We start from the raw sequence: 26922 nt of genomic DNA on the forward strand, positions 1-26922 counted from the left end.
CCTGACCTCTACCGCAACCGGACGGTCTTGGGTTCCCACCAGCTGGGCAGCAGGCCCCTGAGCCGGCTTTCAGCGTAGCGGTTATCAAGTAAGTACAAAGTACCCTTGTCATTTTCGGTACGTATGACTCGTCCGGCGGCCTGAACAACTTTTCGTATGCCTGGATATAAGTAGGTGTAGTCATAGGCAAGCGCGGGGCCGAATATCTGGCTGACTCGTTCTTTGTAGGCTTCGTTGATCGGATTGATCTGCGGAAGCCCCAGGGTGGCGATAAAAGCGCCTATCAGGCGATCGCCCGGCAAGTCCACCCCTTCAGAAAACACGCCCCCCAGTACGGCAAGCCCAATGCCGGTATTGCTGGCATGAAAATTTCTCAAGAAGGCATTACGGTCGATGTGGCTCATGCCCGGCGTTTGGGTCCAGATAGTTAGCTGCGGGTGCTCTCGCATAAAGTAGCTGCGTACCTGCTCTACATACTCAAAACTGCTGAGAAAAAATAAATAATTACCTGGATGCTCGGCATGTGTTCTGATGACCTGCTCACAGATGGGAGCGATGCTGCCCTTACGATCCTGATAGCGTGTCGATACATCTGTCGCAATGCGGACGGTCAATTGCTCGCTTTTAAACGGCGACAGAGCACCATAGACGCTGCTCTTTTCATTGAGCCCAAGCAAGTCTTTATAGAATTCTGCCGGTCTTAAGGTGGCGGAAAAAATCGTCACGCTGTGAGCGTCATTCAGGCGCTCTTCGAGAAAAGGGGCTGGAACCACATTTCGTATCGTCAAAGTAATCGTATCGTTTGAAGCGCGCTGGACATCAGCCATGCTGTGCATACCGAACAGCTCGTACAGCCGCTGAAAATACAAAATATCGAAGTAGCAGCGCAGCAACACACTGTCTTGTGGGAGGGCTTCATCGGCGACAAAGGCTCCGACCTTGATACAAACGTCATTTAAGGCATGACCGACATCAGCATCAATGCTGTCAATTACCGTAGTACCTGACGCAAGCTCATCGTATTGGTCGGTCAGCGCCCGGATCAGACCGCTAAAAACAGATTTAAGCTTTTTAGGGGCGGCTTTACGAGCCCCCAAGAGCTGTATAGTGGACAAACTGGCGCTATACATGGAACGAGCTCGATCAACCAGATTATGGCCCTCATCAACCACCACCACCGGTGACCAGCTCTCTGCCTGGGTGTAAGCATGCAGCACTGCCGTAAAATCAAAATAATGGTTGTAATCAGCAACGACGACATCTGACCAGCGAATCAGTGCCAGTGATAAGTAATACGGACAAATATCGTGCTCAGCGGCTGTTTTAACCAGCGCAAATTCGTCAATGACGCCTGCTTCCAGAGCACTGCGCCTGGCATCAGCAAGGCGATCGTAAAAACCCTTGGCCAAGGGGCAGTCGTCTCCGTGACAGGCCTTATCGGGGTACTTGCACAGCTGCTGCTTAGAGGCGAGCTCAAGAGTGCGACAACCGGTTGCCTTACGATCATCATCATCCATACGCAACAAAGCTTCAGTTGCCAGGCGCTTGCCCGAGTTCTTGGCGGTCAGGAAAAAAATCTTTTGTTCGGAAGAAATCGCTTTCAGCGCCGGAAACAGAACCCCCAAGGTTTTGCCCATGCCGGTAGGAGCCTCAAGCAGCTGCTGGGCTCCGCCTTTGGTGTTGCGGTAAACGGCAATGGCGAGCTCGCGTTGCCCGTATCTAAACTCGGTGAAAGGAAAAGCTAATTGCTTCAACTTTTCGGAGCGTCCACGCTGATGAGCTTGCTCTTGCTGCGCCCAGCTTAGGTAGGTAGAACACAGCTGCTCGAAGTGAAGCTGAAGATCGCAAAGCCTATACCTTTGCCGCTGGGGATGCTCTTTTTTGTGTCTACGTTGAAATAGATCAGGCAGGCCTCAATTTCAGAGAGGCCATCGCGTACACAAAGCATGTAGGCATATACTTTTAACTGCGCCAGGTGCAGTGCTCGCTGATTTTCCTTGATCTGCTGTACCCTGCCCCTGAAGGTTTTGATTTCTTCTACGCAGTGCTGGCGCGGATCGTAGGCATCCACACGCCCCGCTACCTCAAGCCCCTGGTAGCTGATATTTAGGCTTTCTTCGATCAGATAATGGGATGGACGCGTAGCCGCCACCAATTGATGGCCTTCTATGCCTTGACTTGCACTAGGCACGGGCGTAAATCGCAGATCAAGATCACCTGAGCGCGCCACAAAGTCGCACAGCGTACGTACACTAACCCTCATGATCGGCCCATTGCACGTAGCAGACTGCAGCTTCAATATTGTGCGTGGCAAAAAACTCGAACCACCTTACTTGGTTGTCTTGTAATTTGTCGCCTGGGGCTTTGATCTCAACCCACCGATAACGGTTACTTAACAGATCAAAAATAATTAAGTCGGGCATGCCATTCCCATTGTTTTTAGGAGTCGCTAGCAGGCGCGTGAAGTACAAACGCAGTTCACTAGCCGAAATGCATCTCAGGGCGTGACTGATCAAGCCATCGGAGAGCACTCCCCAATGCACAAAAGACGATTGTATCCCTTGCTTACGCACATAATTCTTGCGAATAATTTGCTGATACTCGCTGGTTTCTAAGCTTCTAAACCGCTGTTCAAACAAATGGGCGCGACGTTTCTGAAAGTCGGTCTCATACAAATCGGCAGGACGAGTCTGAAAGGGATGAAAAAAAGCACCCGGAACTGGGGCAAACAATACATCCCAAAACAGTAAACCAAATAAGCCGTTGATCAGGCAGTTTTCTACGAAAAAGCACTGCTCTGCATACCCAGAAAGGCTCTTGGCGCTTCGATGTTCGACCCTGGCAGGAACTGCTACAGGCAATACTAAAGAAAGCGCATGAATGTTTTTTGTACTGAATCGGGACGACTGCAGAAGACCATTAACCTGATGAAATTGCGGGGTATTTACCGCATCGGTACTAACCGTAGACCGTTGCTGCATAAACCGCTTATACAGTCGGGGCCACATGCGCAGAACTTGCTGCCTCTCGGCTTCATTTTGAGGCTCTGCCAGTGCTGTGGCTGCAAGTTCGACGGCTTGCGTGGTCTTGCCTTGCAATTCGTATACCCGCACCAGTCGCTGACGGCTTTCTTCCCAGTTGCAACGACCATAAAGTTGTTCTGCCAAACTGAACTGTTGCCTGCGTTCGGCTGTGCGTCCTAGCCTGAACAGAAGCTTATCTCGACGCCTGCTCAACCAGGGGCTGTCGTACATGGCAATAGCCTGAAACTGCCCGAGCTGTACAAGCGCAAGCTTTAAGTCTACGGCATCGTACGCTAACAAGGTTTGTTCTATATCGCTATATAGGCTTTCAAGCGCCATGTAACTGTCTAGCTCGGCAGGCGATCCGAAGAGAGCCGCCTCGGCATTGAGATCGACAGCCTCGTATTTATAGAGACCCAGTTGCTCGGTCACGAACTCTGACCAGTTTTGCTTCAAATTACCGAAAAACAATAATCTGAATCGCTGCGAATGGTCGCTGACACGCAGCTCAACCACTTTTTGCACCTGCACGAGCAAATCAGGCTCAGAAGCCAGTATGCGTGATAGCCATTGCTCTTTTATTTCAGAACTGGCCTTAGGCCATTGGGGCAAGAGCAGTTTAAGCTCGGCCAGCGTGAACAGCGCAAATGCCTCGTCAAGCCTTAATTGCGTCTTGAGGCGTACCCATCCAAGGTCGGCCAAGAATTCAAGCGCAGCAGAAAAGTCCGGAATTTCGGCATAGGATAATTTAGCGTACGAAAACAGCTCGCCTTTACGCATGATAAGACGCACCAGCAGGGCCTGGGCTGCTTGCGGCGCCGCGAAAAACAAGCGGATAAACTGTTTATCGCTGTTATTTAACGCTTGAGAATTACGCTCGCGTACACTTTCCAGGACCAGCTTAAAGTTTTCAAGATAGTAAAGTTCGTTGAGTACAATCACACCATTCAATACTGGATATATATACAGCCAATAATACCAAGTCCTCATTCAATACACTAGCGATTTTGCTCTTCAAATTTACCCGATACGGGGTAAGCACTACTTGCACGCGAGCGGCAAACGCTATAGGATTAGCGCGTCGCTATTGCTATTAAGAAAGAGACTCCGCTCAAGGCGGGGCGCCGACGGAGCAACCACCCCGGAAACTCTCAGGCAAAAGGATCTTAATAACAAGACACTCTGGAGAGAGGTATTAAATTGCCCACCGAAGGTGACCACATTTCTTAGCCGTTAATGTGGATCAAGCTCTCAGGTAATCGGACAGATGGGGTGCAGGTGTTATCCAACATCCTGCCCATCTATCTGGAATAACCATGACTTCTATCGCTGTTATCGGTGCCGGCATCACGGGCGTAACTACCGCCTATGCCTTAGTTAAGCAAGGCTTCACTGTCACCCTTCTCGACAGACAACGCTATCCTGCCATGGATACCTCTTTTGCCAATGGCGGTCAGCTTTCTGCTTGCAACGCCGAAGTTTGGAACAATACATCCACCGTCATGAAAGGCATCAAGTGGATGTTCAAAAAAGACGCCCCTCTATTGGTGAATCCCAGCCCCAGCTGGCATAAGTACACATGGATGGGCGAATTTCTGCGCAATATCCGCAACTACGAACACAACACGATTGAGACCACCAAGCTCGCTATAGCCGCCCGCGAACATCTGTTTCAATGGGCTGAAGATGAAAACATCGACTTTGATCTGGAAAAGCGCGGCATTCTGCATGTCTACCAAAGCAAAGCCGGCTTCGAATCCGGCGTAAAAGTCAGTGAACTGCTGGCCAAAGGTGGCCTCGAGCGCAGAACCGTTACGCCTGAAGAAATCAGGCAAATTGAACCCACCTTGGTCGGTCAGTTTTACGGAGGTTTCTTTACTCCCTCTGATGCATCAGGCGACATTCATAAATTCACACGAGGCCTGGCTGATGCCTGCAAGCGTCTGGGCGTCAAGTTCACCATGGATGTGGAAGTCGAGTCCATCACTCCCCTGCCACGTGGGCACCAGATCCGTTATCGGTCGAAACTGGATAGCTCACCCAACTCGGCCGAACAGCTTGATGTGGATGCTATTGTAATCTGCGCCGGGGTGGGAAGCCGTAAACTGGCTGCCATGGTTGGCGACCACATTAACATCTACCCGGTAAAAGGCTATTCCATTACCGTCAATCTGAATGACGAAATCAGTCAGAATGCAGCCCCTTGGGTCAGTCTGCTGGATGAAGAAGCGAAGATCGTCACCAGCCGCCTGGGTGCCACTCGCCTGCGTGTGGCAGGAACCGCAGAATACAACGGCGAGAATAAAAATATTCGTGCTGATCGCATCGCTCCGCTGACCGAATGGACACGAAGGAACTTCAATCAGGCAGCGACCGACAATGTTGTGCCCTGGGCCGGATTACGCCCGATGATGCCCGACATGATGCCACGAGTGCAGGCTGGAAAACGCGAAGGTATTTTCTACAATACCGGGCACGGACACCTGGGCTGGACATTATCTGCCGCCACAGCCCAAACCATTGCCTACACGATTCGCACTGCATTGCCTGTTACGGCAGACGCCTGATATTTAGAAATGCAGCGGCCTGGCTTTATTACCAAAGCCAGGCAGCAGGTCACCACGCCCGAACGCAATCGTTGTGATCGAGAAAATGAGCGGCTATTCCACCAAGCCCAGGCTATTCAAACCGCCAATGCTATCGGGCCACGTGCGCTTACGGGCACTTTGCAGCAAAATACGCGCCCAGGCTATCCAGCCCTCCCATGCAATGCGCTTATCCCATGCCGTGCCCCAGGATTGCAAAGCCTGCAAACCGGCCAGAGCCTGTGTTTCTGCAGTCGCAAAATCTCCGCGGGTTAATGCCAGCTGAGCCAACAGCAAACGGGGTTCTCCGACCCAGGGATTATGGTCGATGACGGATTCGAGCAGGTGAACAGCGGTCTGATCTTCGGTCAGGGGATGCATACGCGTAATGACTTGCCAGTACAGCCCAGCAGCAGCGGCTTCGTTTCTCGGCGCAATCACACCTTTAGCACTATCAAACGCAGGAGGTATTGGTATGCCGGTATCGGCAGGCAAGGCATGCAATGCGTTCAGCAATCTGGACAACATCCCCAGAATATTTGCTGGCGGCTTCAAGGGGCCGGGCCATAAAGAGGCGGCCCAGTGCGACGTCAGCGAACGGCGTTCCTGGTAAGGATAATCGGCAAAAATCTCATCTTGCCAGCTGTGCCATTGCTCGCCCACATCGGCTACGGTTACAACAATAAAAGCAGCAACCTGCCGGGGCGTTAAGTTAAATGTCTGGCCCTTGGCATCAGTCAGCACAATCCCCTGGGGGCCCAAGCCCTCGCCTTCCAGAATAGCCTGTACGAAACGGGTACGTGGTATCGCACAAAAAGACTAACCCATGACTCGGCCTCTTCGCCCAGAACGGCGCTTAAGGTCTCACGTTCGCGTTCGCGGTCAAATAAATTGAGATTCACGTACTCGTTGCCATACACGCTATGAAACAAACCCAGCAAGCGGACTTCACGAGGCTGATCCCAAAGCGACAAGCTACGATAGACGCCCATCAGGTGATGTTTGAACGTACCTGCCTTATGCCAGTCTTCACTGGCACTGCGCGCAAACAGCAACTCTAGCAGTGAGGGAAGATCAGGATCGATGGCGGCATAGTTCTCGGCCAGGAGATCAGGAGTATAGCGATGCAGCTCGGGATGGTGAGACATAAGGTAATAAGACGGTTCGTGAGGAAAGTGTGGCGCATACGGTGCGCCACCTTATTCTAATATTAACCCATACCCTTATTTCTTTTAGATCTATGGCTATTATGATTCAACACATAAAAACCTGGATTAATATAGGTAAAATCCTAAGCTACTGTTTTACAGGGGTGCGCCGCTGTAGTCTGGCAAAGACGCATCCCACCTTTAAAGAGAACTTCATGCTTCAATCAAGCCTTCAGCCTTTCCGCCAAGCATTACAGTCTTTAGCCGCCGTAGCGCTTATGTCTGTTATGTGTTCCAGCCCTGCAGCTGCCCAAGATACAACGTTACGTGTAGGCGTAACGGCAGGCCCGCATGCACAAATTGGCGAGGTTGTTAAACAAGTTGCCGAAAAACAGGGACTTGACCTTAGATTGATCGAATTCAACGACTTCATCCAGCCTAATGCTGCCCTTGATGCAGGCGACATTGATCTTAATATCTACCAGCACCTTCCATTTCTCGAGTCGCAGAACAGCACCCGTGGCTACAAACTGGCCCCCGTTGGTGATGCCGTGGTTCAGCTCATGGGTATTTACTCCAAAAAACACAGTTCTATAGACGAGATCCCTGAAGGCGGGCGTATTGCCATCCCTAATGATCCTACCAACGGTGCGCGCGCCTTGCTGGTGTTACAGGATGCCGGCCTGATCAAGCTAAAAGACGGTGTCACCGTCACGGCCTCCCCTTCGATATCGTCGAAAACCCCAAGAAGTTTAAATTCACCGAAATTGAAGCAGCTCAACTGCCACACTCACTGGCAGATGTAGATGCGGCAGCCGTTAACTCGGCTTACGCGGTGCAGGCAGGCCTGTCGCCTAAAGCTGACTCACTGGCTCTGGAAAGCGATAAGGCTGATTTTGCCGTCGTCGTTATTGCCGCCCGCCAAGACAACAAAGACGATCCCCGTATCGCTGAGTTCGTTAAAGCCTACCGCTCCGATGAAGTGAAGACATTCGTTGAAGAGACGTTCTCGGGCGCCTACACAACCACCTGGTAGGCTCTGCCAACGAGTTTTCATTGTATGCCAGCCCCTGTTCTGCCCTTGCAGTTCAAGTTGTGGACCGGAAGCTGACAACAAGGGCCGACGCTAAGCCGGCCCTTGTTTTATATATGCAGCAAACAAAAATTGGCGCATCTCCGAAGTGCCAGTGAAACGTCTAGAAACGCACTTTTAGATACAGATTACCGTTGTGATCGGTATTCCCATTTCCGAATTGACCACCGTAGCTCAGGCCCAGAGCCGTATTTCGTCCAACAGACATCTCAGCTCCCAGATCAAGCACAGCGGCATTCTTTGCGATGGGTGCTCCGGCCACTTGAAATGCAGCGCCATTGCCTTCGATAAAAGCCAGGGAGCGGCTTGTATCAACATCACCAGCCGCGTGACGCCACCCCAGGCCACCATAGAGGGCCGCTTGCTTATCACCGCCCAGTTCCACGGCTGTTTTTCCGCGTAGACCCAGTGTAAAAGTCGTGATGTCATCGCTTGAGCTACGCCCTGAAAGCGCCGCTGAACCGCCAGACTCTTCAAAGCCCTTGGCTCGCTGATTGATCCAGGCCAGTCCTAGATACGGCTCAACTGTGCTGTTGACCCCAGCCGGAACGGCGTAGCCCAACTCGGTAAACAACTGCATGCTATTGGCGTGGTAGTCGGCCTTGAGCGTCTGACTACCGCCCACGTTCACATTGCGACGCGTATCGATATCGTGACGCGTGTAGCCGACGCCAGCCAGGAAGTTGACTGTGCCTCTGCCTTGCTGCCACTCGTTTCCACCGTAAAGTGCCACCGAATAGCTGTCAACATCGGATTTGGAGGAACGATCATCGACCTTGATTTTTCCTTCGGTATAGCCCAGAGCCCCACCGACTCGCCAACCGTTGCCAACCTCGGTGTCGCCACCGACAAACAAGCCACCCATGGTGGTTTTAGCTTCAGCCGCCCCCCGTCTGCATCAAGGGTGCTCCAGTTACCCACCACCTGTGCCCAGAAGGGATGGGCCGCTGAGGTAGGCATGGCGCCAGCAGGAGCAGCCCCCGACGCCTGGGCTGTCGGAGCCCCTGCAACCAAGCCAGCGCCCTGATTTCCGCGCATGCGTGCCGAAAGTGTGCGAACCAGCAGATCCCCTGAATTCAGCAAGGCTGCCTGCGTACTGGCGTGTGACTCACCAGAAAGCTGATTCAGCGCATCCTCCATGTCAGGTGAGGCCAGCACGGCAAAAGCCAGGGCATTGCCGCTCCCGGCCGACATGAGACCCTCATAGGTGGCTGTTTGGTTGGAGCTCCAATTGCCCCTGTCGATTTGATCCATATCTGCAGACAGGCTTACCTTGACATCCTTTTGGCCGTACGCGACTGGGTCAAGCTTGACTCTTACGTTGGCGAAACTATAGCCATCCAACGATTCAGAGGCAAACTCCGCAACAATATTGCCTTCCTCAGCCTGTACGATGGTATAGGCATGGTCGAGCAAGTAGCCCCCATTACTGTTCTCTTGCGCCACTTGAAGTGCCACTCCAGACAGATCCACATCACCGGTCTTGATTACGACCAGGTCAGACTGGCCTGCCCCGTTCACCTCGGCAACATACTGACCGCTTAGCTCGCCTATTGAGCCTGCAGTTACCGTACCCACGGAGTTTCCGGGACTGAGCAGCGCATTCTCGCCGCTAAGCCGGCCAGCAATATTCATGTTGCCACCCAGCATTGAGTCATTAACAACCGCATTGCCGCCCACCATGACCGGATTGTCACGGGTACCGCCCTGAATTCCGGAACCCTGCTGCAGTTCCAAATCACCTGCTATGGTAGTAGGACCGTTGAAAACGAATTGACTACCGGCAATACCCACCACATCGCCGCCTACGTTAAAGCTGCCAGAGCCGGCATGCGTACGCGTGCCCGCAGTCAGCAGAGAGCCGCCAATCCGAGTGCTGGTCCCCTGAAAGCTCAGAGATGAGCCCTGCTGGCCTGCAACGTTGCCACTAATGTTGGTGGGCCCCAGGAAAGTCATCGAAGAATTTACGCCAGTAGAGGCATCGCCCTGGATGTTTGCAGCGCCCTGAAAACGTAAATGGGAATTCTGCGTGCCGACCAGACTGCCATCAACCGTCTCGTCATCCTCAAAGACAGGCGTCTCGCCCTCTTCAACAACGATAGCATCGCTGTCTATCATCGTGCCGAACCAGCGTGCCCCCTCCTCAAGATTAATATGAGTGTGCTCGGACGAAGTCAGATTGCTATTATGATCCTCATTCAGGACATTGCCCACAGCGAAGGAGCCAGCACCTAAGGTGAGGTTGACCACGCCATCTGCGCCGTCATCGGCATGACGCTGGATCTCAAGCAAAATGTCTTTAGCACTGCTGGCCACGGTATCTGCGCCCAAGGTGAAGTATTGCGTTTGGCCTGCCTGCGTGATTTCCGATCGTAGCGCTGCGCCGCTAGCATTAAGATCAACGCCGGTTAAGCTAACCGTACCGCTGTCCTGAATATAGGCGCCTGCAGCATTGTCTCCTGTGGTAGTGATGGATCCTCCGGTCATGTTAACCGTACCGTTTCCGCCATAGACTCCAATAGCGTGGGCTTGTGACCCCTGCGTGGTGATGCTTACGTCAGCGGCAGCGATACTGGATGAAGGGGTGGTGCCTTCCTGCTCTACCCGCAAGCCTTCGGCGAGGCGCCCAGTCGTGGAGATGCTGGTACCATTCAGGCTTATATGGCTATCCCGCTTAGCCAGCACGCCAAAGGCCCCTATTTCCTCTCCACCTGCGTTGGTAAATACATCCCCGCTGGTATTGATGGCTCCGCCGCTCAGGCTCACATTGCCCTGGTTATAGCCAAAAATCCCAAAGCCTGCTTCGTTGCTCGTATTGACACTAACATTTTCACCTTCGACAATACCGCCATTTTGTGAATAGATTCCGTAAGACTCTTTGCCACTCGTGGTAATGGAAGTATCGCTCAGTGTTACTTCAGGAGTGTCGCCATTAGTATGGTGAGCGTGAACAGCATGAGAGTTGTCTCCAAGGGTGGAAATAGCGACGCCGGTAGCTGCTACGGTTCCGCCAGTGCCCACCAGTATTCCGCGCTCGAATTGCTCACCCGTTGCCGCTACTGTTCCTCCGTTAAGCTCCACGCGGCCATTGTTTCTCGCCACCACCGCACTCGACAGCCCGCCGGCGCCAGTCGATGAGCCCTTGATGCTGATATCTGCATTATCGGCAGAAATAACCGAACCTGCTCCATCCGCAACCAGCCCCTGGGCCACCGCCGACCCGCCTGCGTTCGCCGGGGCTGTTTCCACTGCCACAGAACCACCCGTCAGATTAATACTATTGCCATCAATTACTGAAGCGCCCTTGCCACCTGTACCTTGCACAAAAACATGACTGTCTGTCGCGTTAATGATGGAGTCCGTACCTGCGGCCAGCAGCCCGCCGGCATTGGACGTGGATTCAAGGCTTTCAATGCGGGTCCCCTGCAGGTTAACCACGGCATCCCACTCATAAGTCTGCGCCGTAAAGGTATTGGTAGCCGTAGATTTCACAGTACTATCGGTCACATTGACTTGCCCGAACTTCCCCGCTGTCACAGCCTGCGACCGGACTCCACTGGTCGTAACATCGCTGTCGATGACGTTAACGACCGCTTCGGAAAAGTTGGCGTAGACGCTCCAGATGTCATCGCCAGTGGTGGTCAATGAACTGTCTATGAGATTGATCACGGTCTGGTTCTCTGGCACTTCCCCTGTGTGTCTTACGCCCTCTGCGGTGCTGCCGTTATAGCCGTAGACATGAATGCCCTCAGCATTATTACCGCTAACCTCGATATTTACATTGCGGGCGGTGATAGACCCTCCACCTGTAAGATCTCCGTCGCCGGTAGCCAGGAGCGCATCATTTGTGGAACGGATAGTACCCCCATTGATCATCACCGTGCCCCCATTCCGGGTTTCTACTCCTGCCCTTGGACTAGCATGGCTATGCACGCCAATCTGGGTGACATCGAGGTTATTTAGTTCTATGGCCGATGTGTGCCCATCGGCACGAACGGCAGAGGCGGCACCAGTAATATCTGTACTGTCGCTTGTTATGGCCCCTCCGGTCAGCACGATACTACCGCCGGATTCTGCTCGGACTGTTCCTGTGCTTCGAGCGCCGACAATCTCAAGATTAGTACCGTTAATACTACCGCCAGCGCTGGCCGTTGCATCACTATAAGCCTGATCAGCCACTGTAATACTTTCGCCCTCGGCCAATAGAGGCTCCGCATAGACGCTGCTTGACACAGCTCCGTAAGCACCCAGCAAAGCCGCTGTTAATGCAGTGACCTTCAAGACGGAATTCCGCTTGCTGTTGTTTCTCATTCTGCTTCTCCTCAAGTTAACGATTGGTAGATCAAACTCAAGCATTAAGCGTGTCGCAGTGCAGTTTCCACTTGCACCGGAAAATAGGTAGGCTTGCGTAATTCACGCTTCGCCTTTCAGGATCAGCTATTAACTGCCCACTCTGTAATCAATGAACTTTTAGTCTTTAACAATGCAATCAAAAGAGGCTCTATTAGCAGCAAGATGCTACGTACCCTAAAGTGGAGCGCTGATATTTTGTCTGATGTGCTCGGCCACGATGCTGCTCATATCGTATTTTTCGAATGAGATAGGCCTTTGAAATTTCTATTGAAAACCAGCGACGGATACATTAGCTTGCATCCGGGTGACATCTGTGTTGATTATTCGATTTAAACATTACCAAAGTCATTTTGCATCGTTTTTCACATATTTATTAGCGGGGTTTGTCCCTATAACTAGGTAATAAAGCTCTTTTTACTACTTTGGACAACAGCGGCCAGGGCGCCTTGGCAAAGCCAAAATCCACAGATAGAAAAGCGGAGAACCAGTTAGATACAGGTTCTCCGCCTTTTTAATACTTATTTAATACTTACTTAAGCGCTGCAAGCGAGCCTATACAGTTGGCAACTCAATTGCTACCTTTCATCATATTGATAATTGCCTGAGTATGCTGCTGATTCTGCGTGCTAACCAACAGGCGTCCATCGCGAATGGTTTCACCTATCTGGGCCACACTGACCAGTTGCCCCTGCACGCTTAATAACAGATAGTGTCCTTGTGCCTGCTCTGTAATGCTGTGCAATTTAGGAATACCCTGCTCGTTCATTTCCAGCATGATAAAGGTGCGCTGATCCGGTGCTGTCACCGGTGATACACGCCCCATATCCGTTTGAATCAATACGGGCTGCGGAAGCGCATAAAGAGAGGCACCGCCCACATCAATTGCTATCAGCGAGTCTTCAGCATTTTCCTGAGCCAGATGCAGGGTAATGACGGGGGCACTTTGCTGTTGTGCCGTGGCTCCGGCAGCCGCCGCGTTCGTTGTCGGTGCACTTTGGCTTCCGAGCACTGGGGGTGGAGGATCAACAGGCTCCGGGGAGCGGCTCGGTGCAGTGTGCTGGCATCCGGCCAAGCCGGCAGCTAATAATGCAGCAGCAGAGATTTTAAGCAGAACTTTCATTTTTTCTCTGAAGAAAAGGCCGTCAAGGTATCCCTGACGGCCGGATTGTTTCAAAAATAAATCTAGCGCAGAGCCTGGACTTCAATATCCACACGCCGATTAGGCGCAAGACACGCTATGAGTTCATTACGATTTTGCTGTTCGCACTGCACAACTGGCCGTTCCATGCCGAAACCCTGTGCCTGAATCGTAGCGACAGGGATACCCTCTGCTGCTAATGCGCGCCGCACCGACTCAGCACGCTGCTGGGACAATTGCTGATTCGACGTCACATTACCAATCCGGTCGGTATGGCCCGCCACTCTAATGTGCTGTATCTGTTCAAGCTGCTTCAGCTGGCTGGCTATATTGCTCACCTCGTTCAGACCGGCTGCTGTCAATGCAGCACTGCCAAAGGCAAAGCCCACATCACCGGAGAGCGAGAAAGGTGTAACGGCCGGCTTGACTGGCTCGTCACCCAAGATAGCTGCGCATGCCTCGGGCGCCCAGTGAAAACTGCGGGCGATCTTGTCTTTATCAAACAGAACCTTGAACTGACACGTTCTCAGTCCTTCGGCCGTATTGAAATGAAACAGATAGTCCCATTCACGAACCTTGAAACCCTCGGCAAAATGCGGGCGACCCAGCAGGTCGTAGAGCTGATCCCGTGTCGCCCCTTCGCGTACTTGACGCAGATTATCAATATTGGGGTAGGAACCCGTATTGAAATTAACATCGTCGACTTCAGGAAAGACCGGTTTGTCCGTCTGTCCATCCCGATCGACCTGACTTAAGGTGCCGCAACCCGCCAACGCCAGACTTAGTGCAATGATGGTGCCAACTAATTTTTTATTCATGATAAAAATTCCTTCGAGGATAAACGGAGTACATCGGCTGAAATAGCTGATGTACTCGTGATCTAAATCACTACCACTGATAACCGATACCTACGGCACCACCATAGTCGCCACGCGAGGTTGCGTTACCTGATAGTTTGTAGACCCAATGACCGTTATCCGTAATACCGGAAAAGCCCATCGCCATTCCTGATTCGCTATTCCAGGTACCTCCCGCCAAACTCATCATGGTCTTGCCAGGCAGATAGGCCTGCGGCAACGCTGCGGTAGCCATCGCCGCTGCGACACCTCCACTGAGTTTTTTATCCTGGCGACGCAGATCATGACGCAGGTTGTTGACTTGGCCTTGCAAATTATCAGTGGCACGGTCCAGTTGACCAACGTTTACTGCGTCGCCTGGCGCAACACCGTCCGCCACATTGGTGATGCGCTTATCCGACATATCAATGCCATTCTCATTGATGATCGGACCGCCGTTGTTGATCGTTACGCTATCAACCTGAAGATCGTTGCTCAAGGAAATTTCCAGGATACTGCCTTGCTTCACGCTGGTCGTAATGTTTTCATTTGCTCCAACAATATGCAAGGTTTCACCTAGATCACGATGAGCAACGTTGCCAGCACTGTCAGCAAAATTCAAACCTTTCTGTGTCAGCGTGTCGTCGAGCTCATTCAACCCATCTTCAAGTTGACCAAGATTCGTAGCATGATTACGTTCGGTACCCGCCGCGACATTCGTGATCTGTTTACCACCGGCATTAATACCGTCATCATTGATCACAACATCGCCCACCGTTACGCTGTCGTGATTAACATCCGGATTGGTTTCGATAATCAAGGAATTGTCATCCTCGCCGGGCCTGATATTGATATTGTCACCGCCGATCAAATCACCACCCGCGATAATGTTACCGACACCATCACCTGGAGAGACCGGGCCTGTACCGCCGCCTGAACCCGGCTCGCCATCTCCAGGCTTAGGAACCACAGGGAAGTTGTCAGCCAGACTAATGTACATCTTGCCATCGCGAACCTCTGTTTCGATCCAATCCACACCCAGAATTTCCAAAGTCTCACCGAAACGCTTGTTAATTATGGTGCCACCGTCAGTATCACTGAAGTTATTACCAGAAAAGTTCATCCCGGCCATAAGCGTTTCACCGACCTTGATAGGCCCGACGGGCGCGCCGCTGGCATCCTGAAGACCATTAAGTGTAATATCACCCCCACCGATGACGATATTTTGATCGCCATTAGTACCACCAGGAACAGTAATACCTGCAATGAGGTTACCGTCTTTGTCTATAGCGCCCTCATCACCGATAATGACGCCGGGGTTGGCCTCATCGCCGCCTAATTCTAAAGTTGATGCTAAATTAACATCGACTTCCTGGCCGATAACGATCGGATTGCCTTCGTCATCCTCACCCATGGTGATGGGCCTAAGAGCAAGAGAGACGTTTTCATCAGTGCTGCTGAAATCTACCAAGTTGCCTGGGGCGACGTTGGCGGGTGTCCCTTCATTAGCGCTAATGTTCCAGCCCTTATTGACCACATCACTGACTTTACCGAGCTGTTCCTCTGTGGCTGCACGGCCCGAACCATCAGCAAACTCAGGATAGTCGATGGTTTGGTTTTTCAGCCCACCGATGGTGCCGGCATTGCCGTCAATCACGATTGTCGTGCCGTCGGCCCCACCCCCGATCACTTTCACCACACCGGCTTCCACTGTGGTTACGCTGCCAGCGCCGTCGGTCACCGTGGTGCCTGCGGCTGTAATCGTAGTTACGTTATCGTCGCTGTCATCCACGGTAAGACCAGCATTGTTCATCTGTGTATTACCGATGGCAACGCTGCCGTCAACGCCAAGGTCTATATCCTTATTCAGCTTGATCTCAAGCGTATCGGTGCCATCAGCGACAACACCTATATTGCCCTCGGTCAACGTAGTCTCGTCAGTCGCGCCACCCACGAGCTTCACTGTTTCGCCCAGTTTGCGATCAACGTTCGTACCGCTGTCGCCTGCAAATGTCAGCGGAGTGTCTGCAAGATCGCCCACCGCTCCATCTACGTACGTCTTGTTCGTGATGTGATCGCCGTCAGTGATCGGGCCCTCATAATGAACACCAAGCTCGTTGACGGTGAAATTATCACCCAAGGTCGTGATTCCTTCCACAGTCAGGTTCGTGGTCGTAACGCGGTCATCATTGATAATCGTATCGCCAACGGTGATGCTGTTATCGATTTCGATGTCGTCGGCCAAGTCGAACGTCAGGCCATTGTTACTGCGGGCTATCTTGATGTTGCCATCGTTGTTGCCAAAGTCGACGGAGCCGCCAGGAGCTACATTGCTAGCGACGTCACCGTCGGCACTGACGTTCCAGCCCTGCCCTACGTAGGTCAGTGCATCCTGTACATTGGTGTAGTTGTTGTCCTGTACCGTCAAGCCCGCAGTCACAGTGTGCGTTCCCGAATCGTAAGACGATGTGCCGCCCAGCGCATTGGCGACACTCTGCCCCGCGGTATCCAGATCGTCGGCAAGCGCTTCCACCGCCGCGTTAGTGCCATACAACTGGCTGCCGTTGATGGCGTCGGTGCTGGTGGCGCTGACGCGGCCGGCGGCCACGTTAGTGACCGTGCGCTCCGCGCCCTCCTTGCCCACACTGACAGCGGATGTCACGCCGTTAGTAGCACCCGCATAGTTGTAGACCTTGCCATCAATCTGAGCCCTTGGCGTGCGAACCACTTCCGCAGTTAACGAACCTGCGCCCAGCGCAACCGAGTCAGGGTGTTCGGCTTTCGCGCCTTGGCCGAAGGCTGCGGCGCTCCGTGCGGAGGCTTCGGCACCGGATCCGACCGCGAGCGCGCCCGCGCCTGCGGCTTGGGCACCTTGGCCGAATGCAGAGGCATTCAGCCCGAAAGCCGTAGCACCACTACCTACCGCCAATGAGTTCACACTCAAGGCATTCGCACCTTGGCCGAAAGCCGACGCATTCTGCGCAATGGCTTTTGCGCCAGAACCAACAGCCAGAGCATCTTCTGCGGAGGCCTCAGCATCGTCGCCCATGGCAGTGGCAGATTCGTCTGTTGCGCGGGCTCCCACACCCAGCGCAAGTGTATGGTAATTATCCGCCAGCGCGCTGGCGCCAACGGCAATTCCACCCATATTACGGCGCGGGTCCAGGTTTGACGGATCGTCGAAACCCGACTCCGCCCCGCTACCTATGGCTATGCCGTCCTTGGCATAGCCTAGCGCGCCTGTTCCACTGGCAATGGCATCGATGCCGCTAGCGCTGGCACCCTTACCGCTGGCTTGCGCGCGAGTACCGCTGGCGCTGGCATTGGTTCCAAATGCCATAGCATCACTTGCTATCGCCACTGCCGAGCTGCCTTGAGCGATACCCCTAGGCGCATTGACCACCGAACCCTTACCGATAACAATGCCCTCAACTGCCGTCGAGGAGGACGAGGTACCGATCACAATCGAATTGTCGACAGCAGGGCCGTTGGCCTGCCGGTTCGTATAGGAATCCCGGCCGATGACGATGGAATTCTCATCACGGCTCTCAACATGCGTGCCAATGGCTATGCCGCTTTCCCCGTACGCTTTTGATTCCGAGTTCCCAATCGTCGTTGAGTTAGCACCCTCTCCGGTAATGTTATGACCCAGTACCACAGCTGAGCTGCCGCTCGCGGTGGTTTTGTATCCGATGGCACTAGAATTAACCGCTCCGGCTCCGGTCTTTGCTTCGGGTCCTATAGCAATCGAATCGACTCCAAGCGCACCATCGTTGCCCCAGTTGTCTTTCTTGTCACCACTATCATTTATGCTGACATAATGCATCATATTTTCATTAATATCTTTCTGCAGCCCCTGGATAATACCGTTGGAAAAATTAGGGTCAGACAGATCAATACCGTTCACTGCTTTAATTAACTGCTTCACATTTACAGCATCGTTATCATGTGCACCATCTGCTACGTTAGTAATGCGTCGCACCTGATTCGTTGAGCGATTACCTACAGAAACAACTCCATCAACTTTGATGGAGTTGGTTAGGTAGGCCTCAGTAAACTTACTCGGATCAGTTGCATCCATGATGTCACTCTGAGCCGCGAGCGAACCCGAGCCTAAAGCAATATAACCGCTGTTTCCTGCTGTTGCACCATGACCTATGGCGATGCCTGTTCCCCTCGTACTCGCTCCGCTTCCCAGAGCTACGCCTTCCCTCCCGGCGGAAGAGTTGTGCCCAATCGAGATACCCCTGCTACCTGTCGTGTGAGATCCTACGCCAATGCTGACAGCCTGGTTAACACTGGCGTTGCTATCATCACTGTTTTTTGCATTCCGGCCAATACTAACGTTCCCCTCGCCTTTCTGGCTTCCGCCCGCACTATGCCCCAGCGTAATATTATGGTCACCCTCAACGCCATTGCCAGCACGATCACCCATTGCCACATTGAACTGGCCCGCCACGTTCTGACCTGCCTGGTTGCCGATAGCAATATTGTGTAATTGGTCGCCCGGCAGGATCTGACCCGTATTCTGACCAGCAGCAGTACCGATCGAAATATTGTTTTCGGCCGCTGCAACTGCACCCTGCCCCAGGGCAATTCCGCCGGCACCGCCAGCTACTGCCCCGGCGCCCAGGGCGGTAGCATTAATGCCGGACGCACTGGCGCCATCGCCCAATGCCACCGCACTGTCGGCGGTCGCTTCGCTCTTACGGCCAATGGCAACTGCAGCCTCGCCACCAGTCAGTTCACCGCCTGCCGTGGCATCCTGACCGATCGCGATCGCGCCCTCACCTGTTTCCGTAACCGTCGCGCCATCCCCGGCGGCGAAGCTGCTATCACCCTCTGCCTTCGCATCAGGGCCGATAGCGACCGAGTCATCACCTGTAGCCTCTGCATCAACAGCTTCAGAGTTGACACGGAAGTACTTGATACCTTGCGCCCCTCCATCATCTTCAGCCACACCCAGCGCCGTCAGACGGTCATTGATCCCATCAATGTCGGTTTGGGCATTCCCAATCCTGCCCTCGTGAACCCCGAGCCGAGTTTCATTAGCGGTCACACGTCCTGTCAAAGCTCCTAAACTCGTACCCAGGTTGCCGATTGCTGTATTTGCTGCAATCACGTTTTCATTGGTTGCATGTAACTGCTGGCCTCTTACGACCTGAGTGCTACTCGTATCGAGAGTTGCATTAGATCCAACAGTAATCTGATCGGCGTGTAGTGATCCGCCTACAGTCAGACTTGATAATCCCGTAATGCTTCCCACATTACTGAGGGTGCCAGCGGTCCCCGAAAACTGAATCGTATTGTTGACTTCGTCAATCTCGACCGCCGCCAAGGCGCTCCCCATAAACACCGCGCTTACTGCAAGCACTGCAGCCGCACTTCCCGCCACACTGCCTGAAGACCGCTTACCTCGGGCTTTTACATTCTCCGCTACGACAACAAACGTTCCTGTTCTTTCGTTATATATGCTCTTGTAGGCTTTATTCATCATGCTCTCCGAATATGGGTTAAAGCTGGTTCGGAGGTATTCTGGCTGAAGCGCAAATTGTCTCTATTCTTAAACAGGTGTAAAACTTTGAATAAAATTAAATCAAATCTAAATGCTACAAAGTTAACAAGACTTTACAGTCAAGCAGTGGCTGACCCTCAGATGGCGGGATTAGGCCTATACGTTTTCGACTCTGTATTGCGTAGGACTCATGCCAACGATATTTTTAAAGGCTGTGGAAAAATTGGCAGAGCTGGAATAGCCAACTTCCTGCGCAATCTGAATAATGGGAAATCGCGTCTTCACCAGCAAGTCTTTTGCTTTAGTTATTCGGAATGCTCTCATATAGGCAGACGCCGTCTGCCCAAGGTGGGTGCGAAACGCTCTATTTATATCTTTTTCACTACTGCCAACATGAAGCGATAACGCACTAACATTAGTGACCGACGATATATGGTGATTAATGTACCAAACAGCGCTCTTAATAATGACCCTGTCCTCCAAGGGATAGATGTCGTTAAGACTGCACCCCGGAAGAAAATTTTCATTCGTCCGGGTATACGAGTTCAAATGGATCCGAACCCGGGCGGCCAACTCTCTATCAACAAGAGGAAACGCCAGATAGTCATTGCTACCTGCTTTCAGCGCTGTGATTCCGCTATCATGCCCGTCCTCTGAAACAATAACAAAAATAATTGCTGCTCTATACTCGTCCACTTTCCTCAGCACATTAAGAGTCTCGTCAATATCCAAATCATCATCGACATCATCAATGACAATCAACAGAAGATCGCTCTGTGATCGCCTTGCTAAAAACGACGAAACATCAGAAAAGAACAAAAAATTGGATGTGAATGACCGCAGATTTGATGTGAATTTCGAGATTCGCTCGGGCACTTTGCTAACAACAACAATCAGTTTTCCGTCATGCATTGACATAGTCCTGCCAGTCGATAGGCAACGCTTTGCCAACCGTAGTAACAACGGCATCAAAGGAGCTACAACTTGGGGCTCCTTTGCTTAAGAGGCCTACTTTTATCGTCACTGCTACGGCTTTGAGTGCTTCTATCTTTTCGTTGCATATCGTCTTGTACTCTTCGCTCACCGTACTCTCCGAATTGAATAATATAGAGTCGGGCATTATTTTGATTGATTCCTAATGCCCCCTCTTTTATATACAACGATAATTTTTGCTTAAATTGAAAACAAATCTAAAAGTTACAAAATTATCAAAACCTTGCAATGAGAGCGCATAGACGCGCTCCACTCTATGCATAAAGCACATTTAAAGAGAGAAAAGATCAGTGCTGAGCGAACAAAAACTCACCATGCAAGCACGGTCTAATACATAAGAAGAAAGCGAAAGCGTCTTAAGGTCAGCGACGCCCGTTGAGAGCATTGTTCTACGCTCGTGCTCACCCAAGGAAAGAGCAAAATAACCCTCATAATCTTTTCTCCCATCCGGCCACCCAAAATAAAATTGTGGTATTGTACGACAGTGTTGTACTCAAGCTTGGCGACATCCACTCCCAACACGCAGAATCCATCAATGAATTACTCCAGCATTAATGACTAATAAAGGGGTTTTATAATGATTCGCAGAATGAGTCTTATCATTGCCAGTGCCTTTGCTGCACTCGGCCTTTTCGCTTGGTCTGGTGGTGAGAGTAGTAAGGCTGTCGCGGCAAGCGATAGCTATACCATCAAATTTGGAAACGTCATCTCCGCCGGTGATACTCAGAACCAAGGTTACGAATTGTTCGCTGATCTCGTAGCAGAACGTTCTGATGGGCGCATCACTGTCCAGATTTACCCGGATAGCCAGCTTGGCGGCGAGCGAGAGATGATCGAAGCCACCCAGTTCGGCGACATAGAGATGACTGCTCCTTCGGTCGGTGTTCTTGCCAACTTCGACAAATCGCTTCAGGTCTTTGATTTCCCTTTCATCTTCGAAGACGCCGAGACCGCCTATAAGGTGCTCGATAGTGAACTAGGAGACGAGTTGCTCGCGGGTCTGGAAAAAAGCGGCCTGATCGCGCTTGGCTGGGGCGAGAATGGTTTTCGCAACCTTGCGATGGTGGATGAAACCGTCAAAACGCCTGCTGATATGCAGGGTGTAAAGCTACGCACCATGCAGGTGCCGATGCACTTGGCCTACTGGAAGAGTATTGGCGCAGCTCCGACTCCTATGCCTTTCCCCGAAGTCTTCACATCGCTTCAGCAGGGTGTGGTTGATGGCGTCGAGAACCCGTACGAACTGCTCTTCTCGGCACGGTTTACCGAGCCTGCCCACTACCTTACCGAGACCCGACACATCTACGATCCCGAGGTCATACTGATCAGCAAAACCTTCTTTGAGAGCCGTTCAGCCGAGGATCAGCAGATTATCCGAGACGCCGCAAAGGAAGCCATTGCAAAGATCCGCTCCCTCAAAACAAATATTAGCGACGAGATTCGTGCCAAGATTGAGGCCGCTGGCGGTACGGTAACCGACCTGAGCGATGAAGAGCGTCGACAGTGGATCGAATCTGCCATTCCCTTCTATCAGCAGAACGCCTCTAAAGTCGATACCGAGAAGCTCAAAGCTATCCTTGAGGCGGCAGGTAACACGACGTTCCTCGAAGTCATCCAGTAGTCGCTGCCAAGTACGTCCCTGTGTAAAGTAAAGACCTCTTTAGGCAGGGACACTCCATTTTCCCCAGACCCGGGAGACTTCGCTCATGCTCAAAGGCATCTATGCGCATTTCGATGAGCACGTTGAAACCTACCTGGCTACGGTAGCGTTGACGGTATTCACCTCACTGGTCATTTTTCAAGTGATCATGCGTTACGTATTCAACAGCCCGCCGGCCTGGTCTGAGGAAATTGCCCGCTACGCTTTGGTCTGGTTCGTCTATCTTAGTGGAAGCTATGCGGTGAAGTACCAACGGCATGTCAAGTTCAACGTGATCGTTGACCTGATAGGTAAGAAAGTCCCATTCGCCCAGCGCATCATTCGCCTTTTCGTTTTTCTACTCTGGCTCGCGTTTCTCATCTTTATGCTTAAGCTGTCCATTCAGATGGTGACCCGCCAGTTTGGTACGGGCCAGCTTGCCCCGGGCTCCCAGATCCCCATGTATCTCGTTTACCTGGGCCTGCCCCTCGGGCTTCTGCTGATGTCTTTCCGTGTGCTTCAGCACACGACTGTAGCAATTATTGATATCGTCAAAAATCCCTTTGCTCCCATCCCTCCATCACAGCCTGAAGTGGACTAATTCATGGGCATTAGCACTCTCTTTATAAGCTTTGTGATCCTGCTTCTTCTTGGCATGCCGGTCGCGTTCGCACTCGGCATCTCGTCAGTATTTTCTATTCTTATTACCGGCGTGGTTCCAGTCAGTTATCTGACACAAACCATGTTCGGCGCCGTGGATTCCTACTCGCTGCTGGCAGTCCCGCTCTTCGTGCTCTCCGGTGTCATCATGGAGTATGGCGGCCTATCAAGACGACTCATTGACGCGGCAAGAGCGTTCGTGGGCCACATCACTGGCGGTCTTTCGGCTGTAGCGCTGATGGGGACGGCAGTTTTCGCTATGCTCAGCGGCTCGGGCCCCGCCACCGTGGCCGCGATTGGGGGCATCATGATTCCAGCCATGATTCGGGAAGGTTACGGGCGTGGCTTCAGTGCCGGCGTTCTGGCAACGGCAGGCGGTGTCGGCATTGTGATCCCGCCAAGCATACCGCTCATCATCTATGGGATTACAACAAACACCTCGATTGGCAATCTCTTCCTCGCGGGCTTTGTCCCGGGCTTCGTCATTGTGCTTCTTCTCTACCTTGTGAGCCGCCATATCTGCAAGAAGAACGGCTATGGCGCCGATGTCCCCAAGAGCAGCTGGAGGGAACGCGGCAACGCGTTGTGGCGTGCCAAGTGGACGCTGCTTATGCCGGTTGTGGTGCTCGGTGGTATTTACGGTGGTATCTTTACGCCCACCGAGGCATCGGGCGTTGCCGTGGCCTACAGCTTGATACTCGCCATGGTATATAGTGAGACCAAGATCAGTCTGATTCCGGTGATGCTGAAGTCCACCTTCCTGATTTCAGGCATGATCCTGATCATTATCGCGACGGCGTCTACCTATGCCAGAATTCTGACGCTCGAGCGTATTCCTACCCTCATCGCCAATTTCCTCAATGGCTTGCCTGTGCCTTTCTGGGTAATTCTCGCAGTAATTTTGATCCTGCTACTGTTTATTGGCATGTTCATGGAAACAATTGCGGGCATTATCCTGCTGGCGCCAATCCTGGTGCCGGTAGTGACCAACATGGGCATGGACCCGGTGCATTTCGGCGTTGTCATGATTGTGGCATCGATGATCGGGTTCGCCACCCCGCCAGTGGGCGATAACCTCAATGTAGCCAGTGCGATCAGTGGCCTTTCAATCGAAAGGGTGAGTATTGCGGCGCTTCCGTTCGTGATCGTACTTATCGCGTTTTTGTTCCTCGTCGCCTATGTGCCGCAAATTTCGCTGTTCTTGCCAAATTGGCTGGGTAAATAATTCTTGGCCGTGTCAGCTCAGGCACTCGCGTTGCGCCTGTATGGCCTGAGTGATGAAGATCTCCGACTCATCGATATGGATGCGGAATGCATCGACTGCCAATTGGGGATCTCCTGCCCGGATGGCATCCATAAGCTCTCGGTGCTCGCGGGCAATCTCCCGGGGCGAGGCTTGATCAGAACGGTAGTACGTCAGCGCCAGCCGTTTTTCCGCAGAAATACTGCGGTAGAATTTTTGCAGTCGCGTGCTTCCAGTCGCGGCAATAAGCGCTTGATGGAACTTGAAATCGAATTTCAGGATATCCCCCCAATTGTCTTCATCGCACAGCACTTCCATGACTCGAACAGCATTTTCGGCCTCTTTGGGCACCACTCCGCTGGTGGTAAGAATGCGAGCCGTTTCGAGTTCAATCAGCCGGCGAACGGCAAACAGGTCACGAATATCGCTTTCTGAAAACTGTGGAATATAGACACTTTTGTTGGGTTCGCGGCGCAGAATTCCGTCATGTATGAGCACCACAATCGCTGATCGGATGGTCTGACGCGGCACGTCAAAGCGTTCCGCGAGCTGCGACTCGATGAGCACGTCACCAGGACGGAACATCCCACTAAAAATCTCTTCGCTGATTTGCCCGGCAATGGCTTCCACCACTGAAACCGTTCGAAGCTTATGTGTACTCATGAATCCTCATTTCGCAAGATATCCGCCATCGACGGGAATGGATATGCCGGTCAGGTAGGCATTCTCGGGCGAAGCCAGAAAGCTTACGACTGAGGCAATATCATTTGACTCTGCAATTCGGCCCAGGGGGATCGCTGCCGCCACACGTTCTGCTTCACCCTCTGGGTCCGGCTGGCTATCCAGCCATTGCTGATAAAGCGGCGTACGGGTCATGCCAGGAGCGACCGCATTGACCCGAATGTTTTCCGCAGCCAAGTCGATGGCAGCCGCTTTGGTAAAGGCAAGCATTGCTCCCTTGCTCGCACTGTAGACACCCATTGTGGGAACACCAATGCTGGCGAGCCGCGAAGTGATATTGATGATAGAACCACCATCGCCCTGCTCTTTCATGACCCGTGCAGCGGCAATCAGAAGATTCATGGGAGCGAAGGTATTGGTCTCGAAGGTGGTGCGAATTTCTTCCTCGCTTACATCGAGCAGATTATTTGTATGATCAATCGCAGCATTGTTGACCAGTACATCGATACGCCCACACTCAGCAAGCGTTGCCTTGACGAGCGCGGCCGCCGAACCGGAGTCACTTAAGTCGGCACGGACGAATCGGGCACGTTCACCGAGTTCATCGGAGACTCGACGCCCACGCTCTTCTGAGCGTCCGCTAACCACAACTCGCAGGCCATCCTGAATCAAGCGCCTTGCGATTTCGATTCCAATACCCGAAGTTGCCCCGGTTACCAGCGCAACGCGTCCTGCATTCTGCTGAGTCATTCCCATCCTTTTACCCCTACTGTTTATCGGATTAATGAAGACACGCCGCCTTCATATTAATTCAGCAATAGACCGCATCTTAGCCTTGTTATCGCAGCCATGTCAGATGCTAGACTTAAGCGGATTCTACCAATAAAGGAGAGAGAACATGGCTCATCGCATTGCAGTGATTCCTGGCGACGGCATCGGTAAAGAGGTTATGCCCGAGGGCGTGCGCGTGCTTGAGGCTGCCGCCCGGCGCTTTAATATCGATCTGGAACTCGATTATTTTGACTTCGCCAGCTGCGATTACTATGCCGAACATGGCCAGATGCTGCCCAACGACTGGTTCGAGACCCTTAAAGGCTTCGACGCTATCTTCTATGGTGCCGTGGGCTGGCCAGAGACCGTACCTGATCATATTTCGCTGTGGGGATCACTGCTGCAGTTTCGGCGACGTTTCGACCAGTACGTCAACCTGCGTCCCTGCCGGCTACTTCACGGTATCGATAGCCCACTGGCTGGCCGCAAGCCCGGCGATATCGACTTCTACGTGGTGCGCGAGAACACCGAGGGAGAATACTCCAGCGTCGGTGGCAAGATGTTCGAAGGCACCGAGCGCGAACTGGTGATCCAGGAAACGATAATGACACGCCACGGCACTGACCGGGTGCTGAAGTTCGCCTTTGATCTGGCCCAGAGCCGGCCCAGAAAGAAGCTCACCTCGGCCACCAAGTCCAACGGCATTGCCATCACCATGCCCTGGTGGGACGAACGCGTTGCTGCGATGGCGAAAGATTATCCCGATGTCGCCGCCGACCAGTTCCACATTGATATCCTCACCGCCAACTTCGTCTTGCATCCCGACTGGTTCGACGTGGTGGTCGCCAGCAACCTGTTTGGCGACATACTATCGGATCTCGGCCCCGCCTGCACCGGCACCATCGGCGTCGCTCCCTCGGCCAACATCAATCCCGAAGGCTCTTTTCCCAGCCTGTTCGAGCCGGTACACGGCAGCGCTCCGGATATTGCCGGACGCGGAATCGCCAACCCTATCGGACAAATCTGGTCAGGCGCTATGATGCTCGACCATTTAGGTCATCGCGAAGCCGCCGACGCTATCGTAGCCGCTTTCGAGGCCACATTAGCCGACGCTAAGCAGGACGTGGTCACCCCCGATATAGGGGGCCAGGGAAGCACAGAAAGCCTGGGCCGGGCGATCAGTCTGGCCCTCTCTGGCGATAGCTAAGCCGCTGTTATTGAAAATAAAAAGTGGTGTAGATGAG

17 protein-coding genes, 1 pseudogene and 1 riboswitch are annotated in these 26922 nt (G+C 52.6%); of the genes and pseudogenes, 6 read left to right on the forward strand and 12 right to left on the reverse strand.

The features are described from left to right. Positions 1-8 precede the first annotated feature (8 nt). Genes L1889_RS07080 through L1889_RS07090 form a run of 3 tightly spaced genes read right to left on the reverse strand, consistent with a single transcriptional unit; the run spans position 9 to position 4013 of the window. Positions 9-1754, reverse strand: coding sequence for an ATP-dependent DNA helicase (locus L1889_RS07080; protein ID WP_238664547.1), 1746 nt, complete (start codon positions 1752-1754; stop codon positions 9-11). Positions 1755-1801: 47 nt separating this feature from the next. Continuing rightward, positions 1802-2263 (reverse strand): hypothetical protein, encoded by a 462-nt coding sequence (locus L1889_RS07085; protein WP_238664548.1) that lies wholly within the window; start codon positions 2261-2263, stop codon positions 1802-1804. Further along, positions 2253-4013 (reverse strand): VRR-NUC domain-containing protein, encoded by a 1761-nt coding sequence (locus tag L1889_RS07090; protein WP_238664549.1) that lies wholly within the window; start codon positions 4011-4013, stop codon positions 2253-2255. The genes L1889_RS07085 and L1889_RS07090 overlap by 11 nt, the downstream gene beginning before the upstream one ends. A gap of 96 nt (positions 4014-4109) precedes the next feature. Further along, positions 4110-4200: riboswitch (glycine riboswitch) on the forward strand. A gap of 139 nt (positions 4201-4339) precedes the next feature. Here L1889_RS07090 and L1889_RS07095 point away from each other — a divergent pair. Then, entirely contained in the window at positions 4340-5590 is a 1251-nt protein-coding gene (locus L1889_RS07095) for a D-amino acid dehydrogenase (RefSeq protein WP_238664550.1), read from the forward strand. 93 nt (positions 5591-5683) lie between these two features. Here L1889_RS07095 and L1889_RS19145 read toward each other — a convergent pair whose 3' ends face one another. Both L1889_RS19145 and L1889_RS19150 read right to left on the reverse strand, forming a co-directional pair. After that, positions 5684-6370 (reverse strand): hypothetical protein, encoded by a 687-nt coding sequence (locus L1889_RS19145; protein WP_372871298.1) that lies wholly within the window; start codon positions 6368-6370, stop codon positions 5684-5686. Continuing rightward, positions 6346-6756, reverse strand: coding sequence for a DUF6817 domain-containing protein (locus tag L1889_RS19150; protein ID WP_372871300.1), 411 nt, complete (start codon positions 6754-6756; stop codon positions 6346-6348). Before L1889_RS19150 ends, L1889_RS19145 begins: the two co-directional genes overlap by 25 nt. A gap of 215 nt (positions 6757-6971) precedes the next feature. Here L1889_RS19150 and L1889_RS07105 point away from each other — a divergent pair. Beyond that, positions 6972-7792, forward strand: a pseudogene (locus tag L1889_RS07105) (MetQ/NlpA family ABC transporter substrate-binding protein). Between the two features lie 160 nt (positions 7793-7952). Here L1889_RS07105 and L1889_RS07110 read toward each other — a convergent pair. The 5 genes from L1889_RS07110 to L1889_RS07130 form a co-directional block, all read right to left on the reverse strand. Next, positions 7953-8714, reverse strand: coding sequence for an autotransporter outer membrane beta-barrel domain-containing protein (locus L1889_RS07110; RefSeq protein WP_238664551.1), 762 nt, complete (start codon positions 8712-8714; stop codon positions 7953-7955). Positions 8715-12770: 4056 nt separating this feature from the next. After that, positions 12771-13322 (reverse strand): hypothetical protein, encoded by a 552-nt coding sequence (locus L1889_RS07115; protein ID WP_238664552.1) that lies wholly within the window; start codon positions 13320-13322, stop codon positions 12771-12773. Between the two features lie 62 nt (positions 13323-13384). Then, a complete protein-coding gene (locus L1889_RS07120) occupies positions 13385-14158 on the reverse strand; it encodes an OmpA family protein (protein ID WP_238664553.1) in 774 nt (257 codons plus the stop codon). Between the two features lie 70 nt (positions 14159-14228). Next, positions 14229-19670, reverse strand: coding sequence for a YadA-like family protein (locus L1889_RS07125; RefSeq protein WP_238664554.1), 5442 nt, complete (start codon positions 19668-19670; stop codon positions 14229-14231). A gap of 177 nt (positions 19671-19847) precedes the next feature. Beyond that, entirely contained in the window at positions 19848-20603 is a 756-nt protein-coding gene (locus L1889_RS07130) for a helix-turn-helix transcriptional regulator (RefSeq protein ID WP_238664555.1), read from the reverse strand. 670 nt (positions 20604-21273) lie between these two features. Here L1889_RS07130 and L1889_RS07135 point away from each other — a divergent pair. From L1889_RS07135 to L1889_RS07145, 3 genes are all read left to right on the forward strand, one after another. Continuing rightward, positions 21274-22305 carry a TRAP transporter substrate-binding protein gene (locus tag L1889_RS07135; RefSeq protein ID WP_238664556.1) on the forward strand — a complete coding sequence of 344 codons (1032 nt, stop codon included), beginning with the start codon at positions 21274-21276 and terminating at the stop codon, positions 22303-22305. Positions 22306-22390: 85 nt separating this feature from the next. After that, positions 22391-22924 (forward strand): TRAP transporter small permease, encoded by a 534-nt coding sequence (locus L1889_RS07140; protein WP_238664557.1) that lies wholly within the window; start codon positions 22391-22393, stop codon positions 22922-22924. 3 nt (positions 22925-22927) lie between these two features. Beyond that, complete coding sequence (locus L1889_RS07145; protein WP_238664558.1) at positions 22928-24208, forward strand: TRAP transporter large permease; 1281 nt, start codon at positions 22928-22930, stop codon at positions 24206-24208. Positions 24209-24220: 12 nt separating this feature from the next. On the opposite strand, the gene L1889_RS07150 is transcribed toward L1889_RS07145, so the two are convergent. Beyond that, positions 24221-24889 carry a GntR family transcriptional regulator gene (locus L1889_RS07150; protein WP_238664559.1) on the reverse strand — a complete coding sequence of 223 codons (669 nt, stop codon included), beginning with the start codon at positions 24887-24889 and terminating at the stop codon, positions 24221-24223. Positions 24890-24895: 6 nt separating this feature from the next. Then, positions 24896-25657, reverse strand: a complete 762-nt coding sequence (locus tag L1889_RS07155; protein ID WP_238664560.1) for an SDR family NAD(P)-dependent oxidoreductase — start codon at positions 25655-25657, stop codon at positions 24896-24898. Between the two features lie 148 nt (positions 25658-25805). On the opposite strand from L1889_RS07155, the gene L1889_RS07160 reads away from it, so the two are divergent. After that, positions 25806-26885 (forward strand): tartrate dehydrogenase, encoded by a 1080-nt coding sequence (locus tag L1889_RS07160; RefSeq protein WP_238664561.1) that lies wholly within the window; start codon positions 25806-25808, stop codon positions 26883-26885. Positions 26886-26922 lie beyond the last annotated feature (37 nt).

The sequence above is a fragment of the Paenalcaligenes niemegkensis genome, from assembly GCF_022230885.1.
In the GTDB taxonomy this organism is placed as follows: domain Bacteria; phylum Pseudomonadota; class Gammaproteobacteria; order Burkholderiales; family Burkholderiaceae_B; genus Paenalcaligenes; species Paenalcaligenes niemegkensis.

Bases quoted from the DNA above. Each gene is read 5' to 3' on its own strand.
- L1889_RS07085 (WP_238664548.1), bottom strand. From the start codon at position 2,263: ATGAGGGTTAGTGTACGTACGCTGTGCGACTTTGTGGCGCGCTCAGGT.
- L1889_RS07090 (WP_238664549.1), bottom strand. From the start codon at position 4,013: ATGAGGACTTGGTATTATTGGCTGTATATATATCCAGTATTGAATGGT.
- L1889_RS07095 (WP_238664550.1), top strand. From the start codon at position 4,340: ATGACTTCTATCGCTGTTATCGGTGCCGGCATCACGGGCGTAACTACC.
- L1889_RS19150 (WP_372871300.1), bottom strand. From the start codon at position 6,756: ATGTCTCACCATCCCGAGCTGCATCGCTATACTCCTGATCTCCTGGCC.
- L1889_RS07110 (WP_238664551.1), bottom strand. From the start codon at position 8,714: ATGGGTGGCTTGTTTGTCGGTGGCGACACCGAGGTTGGCAACGGTTGG.
- L1889_RS07115 (WP_238664552.1), bottom strand. From the start codon at position 13,322: ATGAAAGTTCTGCTTAAAATCTCTGCTGCTGCATTATTAGCTGCCGGC.
- L1889_RS07120 (WP_238664553.1), bottom strand. From the start codon at position 14,158: ATGAATAAAAAATTAGTTGGCACCATCATTGCACTAAGTCTGGCGTTG.
- L1889_RS07125 (WP_238664554.1), bottom strand. From the start codon at position 19,670: ATGAATAAAGCCTACAAGAGCATATATAACGAAAGAACAGGAACGTTT.
- L1889_RS07130 (WP_238664555.1), bottom strand. From the start codon at position 20,603: ATGCATGACGGAAAACTGATTGTTGTTGTTAGCAAAGTGCCCGAGCGA.
- L1889_RS07135 (WP_238664556.1), top strand. From the start codon at position 21,274: ATGAGTCTTATCATTGCCAGTGCCTTTGCTGCACTCGGCCTTTTCGCT.
- L1889_RS07140 (WP_238664557.1), top strand. From the start codon at position 22,391: ATGCTCAAAGGCATCTATGCGCATTTCGATGAGCACGTTGAAACCTAC.
- L1889_RS07145 (WP_238664558.1), top strand. From the start codon at position 22,928: ATGGGCATTAGCACTCTCTTTATAAGCTTTGTGATCCTGCTTCTTCTT.
- L1889_RS07150 (WP_238664559.1), bottom strand. From the start codon at position 24,889: ATGAGTACACATAAGCTTCGAACGGTTTCAGTGGTGGAAGCCATTGCC.
- L1889_RS07155 (WP_238664560.1), bottom strand. From the start codon at position 25,657: ATGACTCAGCAGAATGCAGGACGCGTTGCGCTGGTAACCGGGGCAACT.
- L1889_RS07160 (WP_238664561.1), top strand. From the start codon at position 25,806: ATGGCTCATCGCATTGCAGTGATTCCTGGCGACGGCATCGGTAAAGAG.